The organism is Gammaproteobacteria bacterium (genome assembly GCA_016200485.1).
GTDB lineage: Bacteria > Pseudomonadota > Gammaproteobacteria > Tenderiales > Tenderiaceae > JACQEP01.
In genome coordinates this window covers 146332-163697 of the sequence record JACQEP010000016.1, presented here as the reverse complement: position 1 = coordinate 163697, position 17366 = coordinate 146332, and the positions used below count along the sequence as shown (strand labels likewise).

The 17366-nt window shown below is 52.4% G+C and carries 15 protein-coding genes; 10 read left to right on the top strand and 5 right to left on the bottom strand.

From position 1 onward, the window contains the following. The first annotated feature begins 10 nt into the window (after positions 1–10). Entirely contained in the window at positions 11–2131 is a 2121-nt protein-coding gene (locus tag HY272_10860) for a M1 family peptidase (GenBank protein ID MBI3773183.1), read from the top strand. Here HY272_10860 and HY272_10855 read toward each other — a convergent pair whose 3' ends face one another. Further along, complete coding sequence (locus HY272_10855; GenBank protein MBI3773182.1) at positions 2132–2932, bottom strand: rRNA methyltransferase; 801 nt, start codon at positions 2930–2932, stop codon at positions 2132–2134. Between the two features lie 284 nt (positions 2933–3216). Between HY272_10855 and HY272_10850 the strand changes: the two genes are divergently transcribed. The 3 genes from HY272_10850 (at position 3217) to HY272_10840 (ending at position 9064) form a co-directional block, all read left to right on the top strand. Further along, entirely contained in the window at positions 3217–7098 is a 3882-nt protein-coding gene (locus tag HY272_10850; GenBank protein MBI3773181.1) for a PAS domain S-box protein, read from the top strand. A gap of 185 nt (positions 7099–7283) precedes the next feature. Further along, entirely contained in the window at positions 7284–8270 is a 987-nt protein-coding gene (locus tag HY272_10845) for a MotA/TolQ/ExbB proton channel family protein (GenBank protein ID MBI3773180.1), read from the top strand. Next, positions 8270–9064 carry a hypothetical protein gene (locus tag HY272_10840; protein ID MBI3773179.1) on the top strand — a complete coding sequence of 265 codons (795 nt, stop codon included), beginning with the start codon at positions 8270–8272 and terminating at the stop codon, positions 9062–9064. The genes HY272_10845 and HY272_10840 overlap by 1 nt, the downstream gene beginning before the upstream one ends. Positions 9065–9098: 34 nt before the next feature. Here the strand turns inward: HY272_10840 and HY272_10835 are convergent, their stop codons facing one another. The 3 genes from HY272_10835 to tal form a co-directional block, all read right to left on the bottom strand. Further along, positions 9099–9434: a DUF1820 family protein gene (locus tag HY272_10835; GenBank protein MBI3773178.1), complete on the bottom strand. Its 336-nt coding sequence runs from the start codon at positions 9432–9434 to the stop codon at positions 9099–9101. 22 nt (positions 9435–9456) lie between these two features. Further along, complete coding sequence (locus HY272_10830) at positions 9457–10326, bottom strand: fructosamine kinase family protein (GenBank protein MBI3773177.1); 870 nt, start codon at positions 10324–10326, stop codon at positions 9457–9459. 84 nt (positions 10327–10410) lie between these two features. After that, positions 10411–11550 (bottom strand): transaldolase, encoded by a 1140-nt coding sequence (gene tal / locus HY272_10825; protein ID MBI3773176.1) that lies wholly within the window; start codon positions 11548–11550, stop codon positions 10411–10413. 202 nt (positions 11551–11752) lie between these two features. On the opposite strand from tal, the gene HY272_10820 reads away from it, so the two are divergent. After that, entirely contained in the window at positions 11753–11971 is a 219-nt protein-coding gene (locus tag HY272_10820) for an acetyltransferase (GenBank protein MBI3773175.1), read from the top strand. A 138-nt stretch (positions 11972–12109) separates the two neighbouring features. Further along, positions 12110–12493: a hypothetical protein gene (locus HY272_10815; GenBank protein MBI3773174.1), complete on the top strand. Its 384-nt coding sequence runs from the start codon at positions 12110–12112 to the stop codon at positions 12491–12493. Positions 12494–12524: 31 nt separating this feature from the next. Here the strand turns inward: HY272_10815 and HY272_10810 are convergent, their stop codons facing one another. Then, on the bottom strand, positions 12525–13685 hold the full coding sequence (locus tag HY272_10810; protein MBI3773173.1) for a phosphatidylserine/phosphatidylglycerophosphate/cardiolipin synthase family protein: 1161 nt from the start codon (positions 13683–13685) through the stop codon (positions 12525–12527). Positions 13686–13793: 108 nt separating this feature from the next. On the opposite strand from HY272_10810, the gene HY272_10805 reads away from it, so the two are divergent. From HY272_10805 to HY272_10790, 4 genes are read left to right on the top strand one after another with little or no spacing between them, the layout of a single operon-like run. Continuing rightward, on the top strand, positions 13794–14309 hold the full coding sequence (locus tag HY272_10805; GenBank protein MBI3773172.1) for a hypothetical protein: 516 nt from the start codon (positions 13794–13796) through the stop codon (positions 14307–14309). Position 14310: 1 nt separating this feature from the next. Next, positions 14311–15687 carry a UDP-N-acetylmuramate:L-alanyl-gamma-D-glutamyl-meso-diaminopimelate ligase gene (mpl, locus tag HY272_10800; protein MBI3773171.1) on the top strand — a complete coding sequence of 459 codons (1377 nt, stop codon included), beginning with the start codon at positions 14311–14313 and terminating at the stop codon, positions 15685–15687. Continuing rightward, positions 15684–16289, top strand: a complete 606-nt coding sequence (locus HY272_10795; GenBank protein MBI3773170.1) for a UbiX family flavin prenyltransferase — start codon at positions 15684–15686, stop codon at positions 16287–16289. Before mpl ends, HY272_10795 begins: the two co-directional genes overlap by 4 nt. 15 nt (positions 16290–16304) lie before the next feature. After that, a complete protein-coding gene (locus HY272_10790) occupies positions 16305–17327 on the top strand; it encodes an MBL fold metallo-hydrolase (GenBank protein ID MBI3773169.1) in 1023 nt (340 codons plus the stop codon). Positions 17328–17366 lie beyond the last annotated feature (39 nt).

Below are 17366 nucleotides of genomic sequence, written 5' to 3'. Positions count from 1 at the left end.
GGGGGGCGAAATGCGAATATTGATTACGGCATTAATCGTCGCCCTTGCCACTGAAGTATCTTATGCTACCGATAATTGGCCACGACCTTTTGCTCACGATCTTAAAGTAATCTTTGCTCCAGAATCGCATGCGATTAGCGTTGTGGACACGATTCACCTGCCGCAAGAGTCTAAGGACAAGGTTGAGATCGAGTTCTATTTGAATGCCGCGCTGAAACTTGAGTCTGAGTTTAATATTCAGCCGTTGGACATTAAGCATGTACATGGCGCGCTCGCATTACGCAAATACAAAATATCAATTCCCGCCGCAAACAAAGAAGTAACGCTTAAATATAGCGGCCAAATCGAAAGCCTTGCCGGTTCGGATCAAGAAGAGCCTGCCGGATTGATATCTGCTGATGGAGTATTTCTTGCTGCCAATGCGGGTTGGTATCCCCTTGTCGAAGGTGCGCTGGTATCTTTTAAGCTACAAGCTTCTGTGCCATCAGCATGGACAGTGGTCAGTCAGGGGCGTCGTGAGCAAGTGACAACTGCCGACGGGCAACAGCAGGTTACTTGGCGTGAATCCAATCCCCAGGATGATATATATCTCATTGCCGCTCCATTCTTTGAATTCAACAAATCAGCGAGCGATGTTGAGGCAATGGTATTTCTACGCCAGAACGATGAATCACTGGCCAAAAAATATCTGGACATCACAGCGCAGTACATAGAGATGTACAGTAAATTGATCGGCCCGTATCCCTATGCCAAGTTTGCCGTGGTGGAGAATTTCTGGGAGACAGGTTACGGCATGCCGTCATTCACTTTGTTGGGGCCGAAGGTGATTCGAATGCCGTTTATTTTGCATACCTCATATCCGCATGAGATTTTGCATAACTGGTGGGGTAACGGCGTTTACGTTGATTACCGGCAAGGCAACTGGTCGGAAGGGTTGACCTCCTATCTCGCCGATCATCTCATTAGAGAACAGAATGGTAATGCGACTAATTACCGGCGCGATATTCTCCAGGGTTATTCTGACTATGTCTCAACTAATAAAGATTTTCCGCTGACAGCTTTTACCGCGCGCCATGGCTCCAGCAGTGAAGCCGTGGGGTATGGCAAATCGCAAATGCTATTTCATATGCTGCGCCAACAGCTTGGGGATGATGTCTTTATTGAAGGGTTGCGCCAACTTTACCGGCGTTATCAATTCAAGGCGGCAAGCTTTAGCGATCTCGCACAGATTTTTTCCGAGGTAAGCGGTAAACAGCAGGCAGAATTCTTCAGGCAATGGACAATGCGTAGTGGGGCGCCGGCGCTGGCGTTGAGCAAGGTGATACGACAGCGACATGGCACAAGGTGGCGCATTCAGGGTGAGCTGCAGCAAACTCAAAAAGACGAAGCATTTGCATTACAGGTGCCGGTGGCGGTTACCTTGGCCGGGCAGGCGCAGGCATGGCAATCCGTGATCGAGATGAAAACTAAAATCATATCGTTCGCACTTGATCTGCCAGCCGAGCCGCTGCGGCTGGATGTTGATCCGGAGTTTGATGTCTTTCGGCGCGTGAGTCGCGCTGAAATCCCGGCAGCCCTGTCTCAGATATTCGGTGCCGAGAAAATATTGGTGCTGCTGCCAGCAAAGGCCAGCCCGGAAATGATGACGGCGTTTCAATCGTTGATTGATGTCTGGCGCCAGGAAAATTCTGAAATCCAGGTACGTCGCGATAACGAAATTAACACCTTGCCCCGCGATCGGGCGGTATGGCTGTTGGGGACGGAGAATCGTTTCGCCACACAAATGCACGAGTTATTGTCAGGGCAGGGGGTGATCACTCAAGGCAATTCGCTGACCATGACTGAAGGCACATATGATCTGAATGATCACAGCATCGTGTTGACGACCAGGGCAAAGGCGAACTCAACGCACGCGATCGCCTGGTTGGCGACACGTCAGGCGGCGGCAGTGCCGGGATTGGCGCGCAAGTTGCCGCACTATGGTAAATATAGTTTTCTGGTATTTAATGGTGCCGAGCCAACGAATATCGCCAAGGGGCAATGGCCGGTGGTGGAATCGCCGATGGCTATAGTGTTCAGTAAAAAGGCGCAGGCGGCGACATTACGGGCACGTCCCTCGCTGGCGCGCTGATTATTCGCCAAGATGTTGCTGACGATAAAACTCGCCTGCAATCACACCAAAGGCGACCGAAACGTTTAAACTTTCAACGTCACCGCTGCCTGGAATGCATAACGTGGTTTCAGCGCTGGCAAGCGTAGCGCGCGAAACACCTTCCCCCTCGGCACCCAATATAAGCAATGTCCGGCCAGGGAAATGATGGCGATAAAGCGATTTTCCCTTGCCAACGGCTGTCGCGCAGAGTTTAAATTCGAGTTGCTGAAATTCTTTAAGTTGCTTGGCTGGGTTCTGCAAATAACAGAGTGCAACCTTTTCCGCACCACCTTCGGCGACGCGGCAGGCAGAGGACGATAAACGTGGCAGCGCCTTTTCCGGACCGACAATGAAACGAATGCCAAAGTGGGCACAGGTGCGAATAATGGCGCCCAGATTATGAGGATTCTCAACCCCATCCAGATAAACGATCATCTGCGCCCGTCCGTCGGCCTTGATGAACTTGACTAAATCGGAGAAATCCAAGGCGCTGGCTTCGTAGGCAAGAATGCATACGCCTTGATGATGAATCGATTCGGTCAAGCGTTCGATATCGTCATTGGTCACGATGTGATAGGCCTTGCGCTGGGCGGCGACCCACTTCAACGCGGGTCCAAATAAGCCCATGGTCTCGTCAGTGACATAAATGCGAATGATATCGCGGGCACGGTTTTGCCAGAGCGCCCAACACGCCGCCTGGCCATAGTATTTAACTTCACGGCGGATAGGTGTGGGGCTACGTGGATGGCGAGACGGGGTTTGGGGCTTGTTTCTGCGCACGAGGCTTATCCGCTAAAGTAAAGAGGGTGATTATACGCGAGAGCGGGGGCAGGGGCTGCACCTCGGGCCGCCGGACGTAGAGATTATAAATCGAGCTTAAACATAATAATTGAGCAAAAAGGGGCAACATATAAATTTTTAGATAAAAATATATTTATATCAATAGGTTAAAAATTTTTTGAATTCAAAGGGATGCCCAAAAAAAGCCGGTTCAGCTTAAGTTTAATGAATTTAGACCGTAAAAATAAGGAGACATCAAAAATCCGGACATAAAACATCGCATTATGAATCAAGGGATCGTTAAAACAAATTACCTGCTGGGGGTGGCCGTGGCCTTGATGCTGGGCTTCATCGTGGCGGCCTTAAATTTTCTGGAGCAGGACAAAGACAATGAAGATGTCATCAGGATCGGCAGAGAGTTTTATCTGAAAGTAATCAATGTCCGGGAGATCCTGGGGGATGCTGTTCTTGCCAAGGAACGGGCTTCAGATAAATTAGAATCGGCACGTGCAGAAACCGATGAGGCCATCCGTGTCATTACCTTGCTGGTGTCGGGGGGGCAATATCATGGCCGCGAGATTGATCCGGTCAAGGAGGAGCATATACGGCTGGAGTTGGTGTTGTATTCAAATGAGCTGATGCAGCTGCCTTCGCTGGTCTCGGAATATAAGAAGGCGGCTGGTGACGCGAATCTGCAGAGTAAGATCGCCAAGGATTTGCGCGATATCTCGGAAATTCTGGTAGCGCGTGCCGCGCACGTTTCCGATGATGTCGATGCAGTAGCGGAGGCCACGCATGATCGGCTGGAAAGTGCATTAATAGTCACAGTGACAGGGTTCGTGATGATACTGGGTATGTTGCTGTGGACGATGCGAAAATACCAGCAATACGATAATCAGAATGCAAGGCAGCTGGAAGAAGTTCTGCGTGCGGCGGAAGCGCAGAAATATGCCTTGGATCAGCATTCAATCGTGGCCGTTACCGATGTGAACGGGGTAATTACCCATGTCAACGACAAATTTTGTGAAATTAGTGGGTATAGCCGTGAAGAGCTACTGGGAAATACGCATCGAATAATTAACTCTGGTTATCATCCCAAAGAGTTCTTTGCCCATATGTGGCGCACCCTATCGAAGGGTGAAGTATGGAATGGTCAGGTATTGAATCGCGCAAAAGGCGGGCAGCTTTATTGGGTCTATTCGACCATTGTGCCATATAAGAATGAACGTGGTGAAAATACGCAATATATTGCGATAAGAACGGATATTACGGCACGTAAAGAATACGAGAAGGCATTACAAACAGCCGAGCAACGGCTGGGCCGGCAAAATCGGGTATTGCGTGATTTGGCAAAAATCGAGATTTCTGATTCAACATCACTTGCAAGCGTGATTAAATATTACAGCGAGGGTGCTGCGGCCGCGCTGCAAGTATCGCGAGTAGGCGTGTGGATCGCAAATGGCAAGGGGATTGGCTATACATGCATGGATTCGTACGATCATGTTGGCCATCAGCATAATAGCCGTGAGGATGTATTTCTAGATGACGTCAAGGGCGCGATTGATTGCTTGGATCGTGGTGGTGTGTTGGCGATTGTGGATCTTGATAAGGATGAACGGGGTGCTGCGATAAAGAAAAATGGATTGTTGCACGAAGAGACAAGTAGTGTATTGATTTCCGCGATCAGGATGGCGGGGCATGTTGCAGGTATGGTTGTATGTGAGCAATCGGGTGCATCATACGGCTGGGCCCTGGACGAACAAAATTTTGCGACTTCGATGGCGGATTCTATTTCTCTGAAATTGGAGCAGGACAAGCGAGGGCGAGTTGAGGCGGGGTTGCGGGCAATTGCGAAAATCGTTCCCGCGGGTAAAGGTTCAAATTTCTTTGCGGAGCTTGCACGGCAGCTGGCGATGGGGCTGGAGATGGATTATGTGGCTATTTCGCGGTTATCCACAAAAGGAGATAAATTGCGCAGTCTTGCCGTGTGGAACGAAGGAAGCATTGGCGATAATTTTACCCACGGCGTTACCGGGGGCGCGCATAGTCTGGCACGAAATGTGGCGGTGAGTGAGCAGGGTCTTGACGTGGTGCTGCCAAGGCCGATGGGTGAGCCGGTGGTTGTCATTAAGGTGAGATCTCATGTGACTACGCCGATAGTTCGTGTCGATGGCGTGGTTGTTGGCATGATTTCGATGTGGAGTCATAGTGCGACCCCAAGCGTAGAGGTCGCCGAGTCCATGTTGCAGATTTGCGCGATGCGCGCAGCGGCAGAGCTGGAGCGTATGGAATCAGAGGAGCGCCTGCGGTCGATTGTGGATAGTGTGTCGAACGCGGTTTGGGAGTTTGATTCCAGCCTCAAATTTATATATTGCTCGGATAAGGTGGCGGATATTCTGGGTTATGATGCAAACGAGCTGATTGGAAAATCGATGTTGGAAATGATTGTTCCGGATGACGAGACGCGAGTCAGAAAATTGTTCCAGGGCGCAGGGTTGAATCGATCGAAGTTGCTTAACGAAGAATTCTGGGTGGTTGGCAGGCGCAATAAAGATATTTGCCTGATGTGCAATATGGTACCCGTTTTCGATGATGATGACGGACTGGTCAGCTATCGTGGGGTGTTTTCGGATGTCACAGCGCGCAAGAATTCTGAGCTGCGAGCACGCATGCTGGTGATGGCGATCGATCAGTCATTGGATGGGGTTTTGATCTTGGATACCATCGGCGGTGTGGAATATGCCAATCCTGCCTATTATGCAATTTCGGGCCGAACTCCTGCGGCTGTGATTGGCAATGACGTTGAGTCGATGTTTGGTGTTGACTTAACGGGGATGGCGCAGGGGGCAGCGAGAAGCTATGGTGAAGATGAGCGATTTAAATATCGGCGTCAGGTAAAACGCCGCGGTGGGTCGGAGTACAGTGAGGAATTGTCTATCTCACCAGTGAAGGATCATGCGGGCAATATAGTAAATTACATCGTCGGTGTGCGCGATGTTACCGGTGAGGCGGTTGAAGAGCAGCGTGAGCGCCAAACGCAGAAGTTGGAGGCCATAGGCACCCTGGCGGGTGGAATTGCGCATGATTTTAACAATATTCTGTCGGCTATTTTGGGCTTTGCGGAGTTGACGCGAGATGAAGTGCCCGCCGATGGGGTCGCCAAACAGAATTTGACGCAAATAATTACAGCGGCGAACAGGGCTAAAAATCTGGTGGCACGTATTTTGGCATTTAGCCGCCAAGCCGAAGCAGAGATGACTAACGTGATCCCGCAAACGGTTACTCAAGAAGTGATTGCTTTGCTGCGGTCCGCGATCCCCAGTAGTATCGAAATTAAAGCGAGTTTGAATGCGCCTGCAGCAGAAGTCATGTTGGAGTCAGGTCAGTTTCAGCAAGTGGCAATGAATTTGATCGTGAACGCCAGTCATGCCATTGGCGAGCGACCCGGTGTGATCAATATTCAGCTGGATGAAATTGTGTTGCAGGAAAAAGAGGTCAATGACCTGGCTGCGGGCGATTACGTGCGTTTGCTGATTGCGGATAATGGCAGTGGTATTTCTCCCAACGTGTTGTCCAGGATTTTTGATCCCTTCTTTACCACCAAGCCGGTGGGGCAAGGTTCTGGCATGGGGTTGGCGGCAGTGCATGGGATTGTGACGGCGGCCAAAGGTACGATTGCCGTGTCTAGTGAACCAGGGAAAGGTTCCCGCTTTGAGGTGTATCTGCCGAGGGTGACGGCCAAGACCATGGATAAGGCGAGTGAGAAAGCGAAATCGATGCGTGCCGGAAAAGAAAGACTGCTCATTGTCGATGATGAAGAGCTGCAGACGTCGGTGATGCAGCGGATGCTTGAGCGCCTGGGCTATCATGTCACGGTCTGCAATAAGCCGCGTGAGGCATTGTCCCTTTTCAAAAAAAATCCCAAGGATTTTGATCTGGTCATTACCGATCAAAATATGCCGGAAATGACGGGCGATATGCTGGCGCGGGAGTTGCTGCATATGCGGCCCGAGCTGCCAGTGATTATGTGTACCGGTTATAGCCAGCGGGTGGGTCCGGAAGAGGCCAGGCAAATTGGTATTCGAGAATACATGCTCAAACCGGTGGTGACCAATGATCTTAATGAGGCGTTAACCCGGGTGCTGGAACATTCTGCCGTCAGTTGATTGGCACATTGCGCAAACGTCGCCCACGGTTTAGGTAAGGACGATTCATGAATCGCCCCCGCGATATCCCAGATCACGATGCTAGCCAGATCAAACACTCCAACGGTATAGTAACCCGATAGAATCGCGATAATCGTCGGCCAGCGACGATTCAGGGATGAGGCGTTGAGGGGCGCCGGATCGGGATGAATCAGACACCTTACCGTACCTTAATTTTGTGGACCATTTGGGCCAGCACGGCGCTGGTCGTGTATCTCACCCTGTACCGGGACACCGAGGTCTGGTCGTTCATGGAGCGTGACGCCAGCCATATTACCTGGCTGATTTCCGGGCTCTTTCTGCTTGGGATCATCGGTAGTTTTGCCTTGACGATGCTGATTACCAAAGAGGCTGTCCGGTCTTCTCAGTTGGAGTATTCGGCGCGCGAAGGTGGTTTGAATGCGATTATCATTCACTCTGGCAAACGCGCGGCTGACCGCTTTTTCAAATCGATAAAATTTACGGTAGAGGCCAAGGGTGACGTGGATGTGGAAACATTGCTCCATGTCGAGCTGGCGGCATTCGAGCGTATCAGTCATTCGATTGAGGTAGTGGGTACGGTGCTGATTACGCTGGGATTGATCGGTACCGTAATGGGGTTGACCATGACGCTGACCGGATTGAGCAGTTCGCTCGAAGCCCTGGGTCAGGATCAGGACATGATGTTGTCCGGCCTGCAGCATGCCATGAGCGGCATGGGTACGGCCTTTTATGCGACCTTGCTGGGGGCGGTATTGGGTGGCGTATTGTTGCGCATTTTCGCCCAGATCACTCAGCATGGTGTCGAAGGCCTGCACGATAATTTGATGCGCATCTGCCTGGTGTATTGCTCGGCGGATTATGTGCGCACGGTGGAGCGGGATGTGCGGCTGCTGAATGAAGAGGTGCGCGCACTGGATGTCAACATTCAGCGTCTGCACGAATCTTTTGATCGCTCGCGGCAAACCTTGCACGATTTTCGTAGCGAAATTCGCAGTCTTAGCGATAACTCGCCCGAGGGTGGTAAGCCACTCGAAGCCTTGATCAAGGAACATCGAGCCTACTGCGAATTGTTGCGCGAAGAAATGCGTCTCTTGTTGCATTTGAAGCGTCCCTGGTGGGTGCGTTTGCTGGAAGTGTTCCGGATACGTTAATGAAACGCCGACGTCGAACCACGGAAAGCGGAGGATATGAGCGTATCTTCATCGACATGGTGTTGATGATGCTCGGTACTTTTATTTTCGTGTTAGTGGTGGTCATGATTACATCGCGCGTCAATGAAAAGGTGAATTTTCCGCGCATGAAGAAGGAGCTGGCCGAGCTCAAGGAAGAGCTGAAGCAAAAGGAAAACGATAACAGCCGCCTTTATGGCGAGCTGGACGAAATGGCGGGCATGGGTACGGATGCCCAGATCGAGAAAGTGCTGCAATCCGTGGGCCTGGATTCAGCTACGGGGCGGCGTGACTTTGATGTTTTTATCAGAGGATTGAAAGATATTCCGGGCAAGGATATCCATTTGGTGATCGATGCCACGGGTTCAATGCACGGTGCGGCGACGTTTCTAGTGCCGTTGTTAAGAGTGATTGTGATTCGTTCAGGCAAGGAGCTTTCGGCGCTGACCTGGTTCGCCGATGGCAATGCCGATACTTATCAGGGCACCATGGGTGAGATTCTGGACAGTTTCATGAAGGGCGCGCCATTTATGGGTAATAATGAAACTATCGGTGATGCTTTCGTGCGCGCGGCGAAAAATGCCCCCAAACCCGGTGCTTATGTCCTGCTTGGCGATGAGCCGTCGGACGATCGTATCTATTATCTGAATATTCCGGCACCGGTTTTTACGATTCCTATTGGGCAATCAGACCCCGGAACCAAGGTTGAGTATCAATCGCTGGCGGATAAGACACATGGCAAGTTGTTGCAGTTAACGTTCAAAGGGAGTTTGTGATTATGCAGGGGCGATTCATGAATCGCCCCTGCAGTTAATCGTTTCGGCGCGGCGCAATGATCGGTGACGGAAAAGCGGTGATGTTGCCGCCTTGGTCTTCAGCCAATATTTTGTTGTGCCCTTCCTTGGTGACCTGGTCAATACGCACCACAGCATGCATCGGGATCAGACAGGATTCCACGCCCGAGAATTCCGCTTCCAGTTTTTCTTCGCCCGGGTCAACCAACATTTTGGATTTTTCACCAAAGATCAGGCCGCTGATCTCGACAAAGCCCAATAAATCGCCTTGCTCGACGTTGCGGGCATAGATTTCGTAAATCTTGCCCTGGTTGTGAAAAATCACTTTGTAGACTTTCTTCTTGGCAGCCACTTTAAAATTCCTTGGTTCTGAATTAACGTAACAATTCGTCAATCATGGTTTCGGCCTGGCGCAGATAACCGCCGCCGAATAGATGTAGATGATTGAGCACATGATACAGGTTGTAGAGTATTTTACGCGTTTCATAGCCTGCAGGCAGCGGGTACTCTGCTTGATAGGCGCGATAAAACTCATTGCTGAAACCGCCAAATAGCTCGGTCATCGCCAAGTCGGTTTCGCGGTCGCCATAATGCACAGCCGGGTCAAAAATGACGGGTGAGCCCTCCGTAGTAAATGCGTAATTGCCGGACCACAAGTCGCCATGGACGAGCGATGGCGCCGGTTGGTGCGTGCCCAGCAGTAAATCCAGTCCATTTAATAATTCCCGGCCTTTCGCTTGTAAACTGCCGCGAAAGCCATTTTCAGCAGCGAGGGCTAATTGAAATCCCAAACGTTGCTCACGCCAAAAATCAAGCCAGCTGTCCGCATAAGTATTGTATTGTGGCGTGGCGCCAATGGTATTGCTGCGGTGCCAGCCGTAGCGTGGACCCGTGCAGCGGTGGAGTCGGGCGAGCGCCTGTCCTAACTGCGCCTGATCGCCGCGCGCGGTAAGCGGCAGGTATTCAAGCGCCAGATATGCCTGGTCATTGGCAATGCCGTAACAAATAACGGTGGGGACACGGATGGTGGCGCTATCGGCAAGGGCCTGCAAACCCTCGGCCTCTGCGATAAACATCTCTAGCTTGGCGGCAGCGTTGAGCTTAACAAAGAAATGCTGGTGGCCAGTACTGAGTTTATAGCTGTGATTGATACAGCCGCCGCCTAATGCTAGGCGTTGTTGTGCCTGAAACGGTGTTCCGCAGGCGGTGCTGATAGCACGATCAATAGTGTTCCAGATATCCATGGCGCAGATAAAAACGATATTCTAACGCCAAAACACGTGCGCGCCTTGCGGCGCACACGGTTTATTGATTTGCGAAGCGTTGAATTATGCCCGTACCCGGCTGCCGGGGGTGAGTGCCTGCACCTTGCTGTTGATCGCCAGCAACAGGGTTTGGAAGGCCTTGTCGAAAGTCTTGACACCCTCGTCTTCCAATTGCCGGGTAACGGCGTTGAAGTCAATGCCAACTTGTTTCAGTTCAGCCATTAATTTGGGGGCAGCATCCAGCCCCTGTTCGAGGGTGGCGGCCACCGTGCCGTGGTCCTTAAAGGCCTTGTAGGTGGCGGGCGGGATAGTATTGACCGTATCCGCCCCGATCAAGTTGTCGATATAGGCCACGTCGCTGAGGTTCGGGTTTTTGGTGCCGGTGCTGGCCCAGAGCAGGCGTTGTGGCCGGGCGCCTGCTGCTTCCAGGTCGCTAAATTCGTGACGGTAGAGGTGCTGGAACAGGGCGTAGGCGACTTTGGCATTGGCGATGGCCACCTTGTTCATTAATTGGTCGCAGCGGCTTCGGTCGTTGCCTTTAGCGGCTTTTTGTTCCAACAAGCTGTCGACCAGGGTATCCACCCGGCTGACGAAGAAGCTGGCGACCGAGGCGATCTTGGTCACCGGCTGGCCCAGGCTCAGACGTTGACGCAGACCACGCAGATAGGCGCGGGCGATCTCTTCATAGCGATCCACTCCGAAGAGAAGAGTGGCATTGATGTTGATCCCGGCGGCGGTCAACACCTCGACGGCCTCAATGCCTTCCTGGGTCGAAGGTACCTTGATCATTAAGTTGGGGCGATTGACGCGCTCCGCCAGGCGCTTGGCCTCGGCGATGGTGGCGCTGGCGTTGTAGGCCAGGTCCGGCGAGACCTCCAGGCTGACATAACCGTCCAGGCCGTTGGTCTTGCGATAGACCGGGAGCAGCTGGTCGGCGGCCCCCTGGATATCCTCGATGGCCAGGGCAAAGAACAGATCGCGGCTATCGCTGAGACCACCTTTGACGTGGCGCAGCAGGGCGTCGTCGTAATCCTTGCTGCCGTTGATGGCCTTCTCGAAAATCGAAGGGTTGGAGGTGACTCCCCGCAGCCCATCCTCCTCAATCAGTAGTGCCAATTCCTTGCCAGGGCCCAACATGCTGCGCTGGATATTGTCGTACCAAACGCTTTGGCCGAACTCCTGTAACCGGCGTAAAGAACTCATTTTTCCCTCCAAATACAATGGGTGATACTCATGGTTAGGTACTCTGAAGCTATCGGATGAACCAGGGTGGAACTTGATGCAGGCCAGTTAAAAAACTGTCAATCTTTCAGCCACTGCGCGTCACTCTTTATTCGCCCTGTTAATTACTAGATAAGAGGCTATATTAAAATTATAGTTCAGTATAAAGGTACCGAGGTGAGCTATGTATCTAAAAGCTAAGAAGACCGGAGACATGGTTGAGGTCATGGACGTGGCGTCGCTGATCGATCCCTGCGTCGATCAAATTAAGGGGCGCTTCCATGCCGGTGAAGAAATGCAGGAAACTCAAAGATTTACCAAGGCCGGATTGACGTTCCCCTCGGGAGAGGTCCTGCCCCAGTGCTGGATGAACCGCGATTACCACAAACGAGTAGACATTTAAAACCCTTATGAGTAGCATAGTCATCCTTGTCGGGGAGTGTGGCACTGTCGTGGGGGCAGTCAAGCCAAGAACCAAAAATACCGGTCTGGGCAAAGCCCAAGACCACTCGGCGGGTTACACGGGTAGAGAGGGTAGGTTATGAAAACACTGCAACGGCAAGTTACAACAGTCGTCGGGGTCGCCCTGCTGGGGTTGGCCGGGGGTGCGGTGGCAGTGGAAAAAAAACAGGTCGCTGCGGCAGTACCGGCCAAGACATTCGTTCAAAAATCCAAATCGATTGCATTACAGTTGCCGCGTGAGCGATTGCAGGAAATCATCCCTGATGTGGTCATCGAATCAGAAAAGGCCTCGTTTGCAGAGAAGCCACGCCTTGAATTGAGGGCTTCAGCCTCCGACCTGCCGCGCGCGGGCATGGCGCGGGATGGCAAACACCTGACCCTGGAATATCCTGTTGATTCAGGTTCATCCTTAAAGATTGGCCTTCAATCCGACCTTTCAATCGATTGGTCAACGCGTTGGTAATTGCGGGCGGGTTTTAAACCCGCCCCTACGTTCAAGATTTACGCCGCCAGCGCTGGCTTAATTGATTCAAGCGCGCATCTACCCAGCCCCAGAATTGTTCCAGTAACCGGCGATGCCAGGCGCGGCGCTGCCAGTGTTCAAGCGTGATTTCCAGGCAATGCGTAAAGTCTTCGTTGAAGTGATTCCGCGCCTCTTCGCTGAGTGTTTGATCATCTACTTCCTGATTGGCTTCAAGATTCCAGAATAAATTCCAGCGATCGACGTTGCTGGAACCGATCGAGATCCAGTGATCGCAGAGATAAAGTTTGGTGTGATTAAACCGCGGAAGATATTCATAAATCCGGACGCCGCGCCGTAGCAGTCCATAATAAAAACGCCTTCCGGCATGACGAATGGCAGGATGATCTGTGTGCGGGCCGGGCAGCACCAGGCGCACATCGATACCACGTTTGGCGGCCGAACTCAGTGCCCGCCGCAATTTCCAGGAAGGAACGAAATAGGCGGTGCTAAGCCAGACCCAATGTTCGGCGCTCCGTATCCGGTGCACTAATGAGCGCTGTATTTCCTGACGATTGGAAAGTTGCGATAAAGTGACACGGCCCAGTTGCGCACCAATAGCAGCATCAATCGGCATCGCCACCGGAATTGGCGCTGCCGATTCCGGTGGCGATGCCGCTGGCCACGCGTCGCGGAACAGTGATTGCCAGTCCGAGACGCAGGGCCCCTGGATTTCAATCATCATGTCATGCCAGCGGTGATGGGGTTGGATAAAATCATCGGTCAACCCGGCGCCGCCGACATAAGCAATGCGATTGTCGACGACTAGTAGCTTGCGGTGATCACGCAGCAAAGCGCGGCGCAGTTGGCCATAGTGAAACGGGTTATACCAGGTAAGACGAATATTGGGATGCGCCAGTTGTTGGCGGTCGATCTGGCGCAGTTCGCGTGAGCCGTAATCGTCAAACAAAATAAATACCTGCACGCCGCGTTTGGCGGCCAGCTGCAAAGCCGTCGTGAAACGGTCAAAGACGCTGCCGGGGCGTACCAGATACATCTCCAGGATAATGGAATGTTTTGCGATCGTGATAGCCTCCAGCATTGCCGGATAAAAGCGATCACCGTCGACCAGGAGTCGAAACTGATTGCCTTCCCGCCAGGGGAAACGATATTTGGAGGCTAAATGCTTGGGCATCAAAGGTATTAAACACGATGCGGGCTGTCACGGCTAGTTCCATTGAGCTTTGTCAGGCGGGATGTTCTAATGATAGCCTAGTCTATCGTCGGGTCATCTCGCGTTGCCATGTACGCTATTCTCAATGCCTTCTGGAAGATTTGCCTGTTTCGGCTCGCGCCGCAGGATTTGCCGTCCTCGAACGTGTTGCTGGCATTGAGCCTGATTATTTATGGTTTATGCAGCATCGTTGTGGGTTTGATGAGTCTGACGCCGGCGCTGGCGCTAGCGTCAGGGATAGTCGATGTGTTGATTGTGTCGGGGCTGACGTTTTTGTTGCTGTGGGTGCGCGACCTCGGTGCCCGTTTTACGCAGACGCTGACGGCATTGGCCGGGAGCGGCGCCATCCTTGCTGTGTTTGCGGCGCCCGTGTTGTGGTGGCAAGTGCAACAGCCGGAGGTGATGCCGATGGTGTCGACCATGTTGATGATGGGTTTGCTGACCTGGAATCTGGCGGTGGTCGGACATGTGTTGCGGCATGCGTTGTCGACCAAGTTTTTTATCGGAATTTTAATCGCCTTGGTCTATTTATACGTTTCAATCAGTATCATTAGCTCTTTATTCAAGGCGGCAGGGGCAGGTTGATATGAAAGTTCATATACTGGGCATTTGCGGTACATTCATGGGCGGCATTGCGGTGTTGGCCCGGCAGATGGGCCATGAAATCAGTGGCTCGGATGCCAATGTCTATCCGCCGATGAGCACGCAGCTTGAGGCGCAGGGTATTCGATTATTTGAAGGCTACGACCCTAAAAATCTAAACCCCGAGCCGGATCTGGTGGTAATTGGCAACGCCATGTCGCGCGGCAATCCGGCGGTGGAATATGTGCTCGAACGCAATCTGCCGTATATGTCCGGGCCGCAGTTTTTGTCCGATTATGTGTTGCGCGGTCGCTGGGTGCTGGGCGTTGCCGGCACGCACGGCAAGACGACGACCAGCAGTATGCTGGCGTGGATACTCGAATACGCCAAGCTCAAGCCGGGTTTTTTGATCGGCGGCATCCCAGGTAATTTTTCGGTTTCTGCACGGCTAGGCGATGCCCCCTTTTTTGTCGTCGAAGCCGATGAATATGACACCGCGTTTTTCGACAAGCGTTCCAAGTTTGTGCATTACCGGCCCCGGACGGTGATTCTCAACAATCTCGAATACGACCACGCCGACATTTTTCCTGATCTCGATGCTATCAAGCGCCAGTTTCATCATCTGGTGCGCACGATCCCCGGCAATGGTTTGGTGATCGCGCCGGTGGATGATCCCAATATTGCGGATGTCATTAACCAAGGTTGCTGGACACCGGTGGAATATTTTGACACAGCGGGTGTCGAGCAGCCCGAAACAAGGTTGTGGAATGCGCGTGATGTCTCCGCCGATGGTAGTCGCTTTAGTGTGTATTGGGGTGACGAGCATGTGGGTGATGTGAACTGGAATCTGCTCGGACAACACAACGTGCACAATGCGCTGGCGGCGATTGCTGCCGCGCGGCACGCGGGGGTGATTGCGAGTGAAGCAGTCGCGGCGTTGAATGAATTTGCCAGCGTCAAGCGCAGGCTTGAGGTGCTCGGCACAGTAAAAGGCGTTACCGTATACGATGATTTCGCCCATCATCCGACGGCGATTACGCTGACACTGGACGGGTTGCGCCAGCGTGTTGGCAAACAGCGGATTATCGCCGTGCTGGAGCCGCGTTCCAATACCATGAAGCTGGGCGTGCATCGGCACACGCTGGCGCCATCACTGGCGGCGGCGGATGAGGTAGTGATCATGGAATCGGGTGATCTGGGTTGGTCGTTGCAAGAAGTGGCGCAGGCGATTGGTCCAGGGGCGCGCGTGTTTAATAACGTCGCCGATATTGTTAAACATGTAGTGGCGCGTGTGCATAGCGGCGATCACATCCTGGTGATGAGCAATGGCGGCTTCGGCGGCATCCACGACAAACTGCTCAAGGCGTTGGAACAACGATGAGCCGTCGCGATATCGCATTGGCCATGACCGGTGCTTCGGGTGCCGCCTATGGTTTGCGATTGCTGGAGTGTTTGTTGCAGGCGGGGGAGAGTGTGCATCTGATGATTAGTCAGGCAGCACAGGTCGTTATCGCCATGGAGACAGAGCTCAAGCTGTCGAGCACCCCCAAAGAAGCACAACAACAGCTGAGTGCCTATTTCAAGGCAAAACCAAATCAGTTGTTTGTCTACGGCAAGGATCAATGGTCGGCACCGGTCGCTTCGGGTTCTGGCGCGCCACGGGCGATGGTGGTGTGCCCGTGTACCAGCGCCACGTTGTCCGCGATTGCCTGCGGCGCCAGCAGTGATCTCATGGAGCGCGCCGCCGATGTCATGATCAAGGAACGGCGGCAATTGATTCTGGTACATCGCGAAACACCGTTGTCGGCGATTCATCTACAAAACATGCTTACACTGTCGCAACTAGGTGTCACCATTCTTCCCGCGAATCCGGGCTTTTATCATCAACCGCAAAAGATTGAAGATTTGGTCGATTTTGTCGTAGCGCGGGTGCTTGATCATTTGAACGTTGAGCATCATTTGCTTCCACGTTGGGGAGTGTGAGTAATGGGTGCGACACTGATAGTTCGTCAATTGATGGATCGGGATACCTGCACCTATACCTATTTATTGATTGATCCGGAAACACGGCAGGGCGCCCTGATCGATCCGGTGAAGGAATGGGTGGATCGAGATCTGGAATTGATTGTGGAGCTGGGAGTTGAACTGCTTTATGTCTTGGAAACACATGTGCATGCCGACCATGTGACCTCCGCCGGGATTATTCGCCAGAAGACGGGCGCCAAGATTGTCTATAGTGCGGCGGCCGATGTGAAAGCGATCGATGTTCCGATTCATGATGGCGATACTTTGATGATCAGTGATCATGTGATTAAAGCGCTGGCGACACCTGGTCACACCGATGGTTGTGTTAGTTACCTCATCGATGGCGCAGTGTTCACGGGCGATGCGTTATTGATTCGTGGTTGTGGGCGCACCGATTTTCAGCAGGGAAATCCATCGAGCTTATACACTAGCATTACCTCGAAATTGTTTTCCTTGCCTGAAGATACCATTGTTTACCCGGCGCATGATTACAACGGCCGCATGAGTTCAACGATCGGCGAAGAAAAAAAATGGAATCCGCGTATTGGTCAGGGCAAGAGCCACGAGGCATTTGTCGCACTCATGAACAACCTTAATCTGGAATTGCCGAAAAGAATCAATGAGGCCGTACCTGCCAATCTTGGTGTGGGGATTCATTTTGACCCCCGGCGTTATGTACATGAAGAATTTTCAATGGCCGATTTACACAAGGTATGGCAGGCGCGGCCCGCGAATACATTGATAGTGGATAGCCGTACGCCTGAAGAATATGAAATCGGCCATGTGCCCGGTAGTCGCAATATTCCCTTTGGCACCGAAGTGCAGCATATCGATGAATTGAGAAAATTTGAAAAGGTATATCTCTATTGCCGCTCAGGGCGCCGGGCGCAGACCGCGTTTACCAATCTGACGATTGTGGGCTTGAACAATCTGGTGTGTGTCGGCCATTCGGGGATGCCGCATTGGGTGTTGGCGGGATATCCGGTCGAGCAGTAGTTAGGGGCGATTCATAAATCACCCCTACGGTTGAGCTTC

What these genes read in the sequence shown, in the direction of transcription:
- HY272_10805 (MBI3773172.1), top strand. Translation starts at nt 13,794, where the DNA reads ATGTACGCTATTCTCAATGCCTTCTGGAAGATTTGCCTGTTTCGGCTC.
- HY272_10850 (MBI3773181.1), top strand. Translation starts at nt 3,217, where the DNA reads ATGAATCAAGGGATCGTTAAAACAAATTACCTGCTGGGGGTGGCCGTG.
- HY272_10820 (MBI3773175.1), top strand. Translation starts at nt 11,753, where the DNA reads ATGTATCTAAAAGCTAAGAAGACCGGAGACATGGTTGAGGTCATGGAC.
- HY272_10840 (MBI3773179.1), top strand. Translation starts at nt 8,270, where the DNA reads ATGAAACGCCGACGTCGAACCACGGAAAGCGGAGGATATGAGCGTATC.
- mpl (MBI3773171.1), top strand. Translation starts at nt 14,311, where the DNA reads ATGAAAGTTCATATACTGGGCATTTGCGGTACATTCATGGGCGGCATT.
- HY272_10845 (MBI3773180.1), top strand. Translation starts at nt 7,284, where the DNA reads ATGAATCAGACACCTTACCGTACCTTAATTTTGTGGACCATTTGGGCC.
- HY272_10815 (MBI3773174.1), top strand. Translation starts at nt 12,110, where the DNA reads ATGAAAACACTGCAACGGCAAGTTACAACAGTCGTCGGGGTCGCCCTG.
- HY272_10795 (MBI3773170.1), top strand. Translation starts at nt 15,684, where the DNA reads ATGAGCCGTCGCGATATCGCATTGGCCATGACCGGTGCTTCGGGTGCC.
- HY272_10810 (MBI3773173.1), bottom strand. Translation starts at nt 13,685, where the DNA reads ATGCCCAAGCATTTAGCCTCCAAATATCGTTTCCCCTGGCGGGAAGGC.
- HY272_10860 (MBI3773183.1), top strand. Translation starts at nt 11, where the DNA reads ATGCGAATATTGATTACGGCATTAATCGTCGCCCTTGCCACTGAAGTA.
- HY272_10830 (MBI3773177.1), bottom strand. Translation starts at nt 10,326, where the DNA reads ATGGATATCTGGAACACTATTGATCGTGCTATCAGCACCGCCTGCGGA.
- tal (MBI3773176.1), bottom strand. Translation starts at nt 11,550, where the DNA reads ATGAGTTCTTTACGCCGGTTACAGGAGTTCGGCCAAAGCGTTTGGTAC.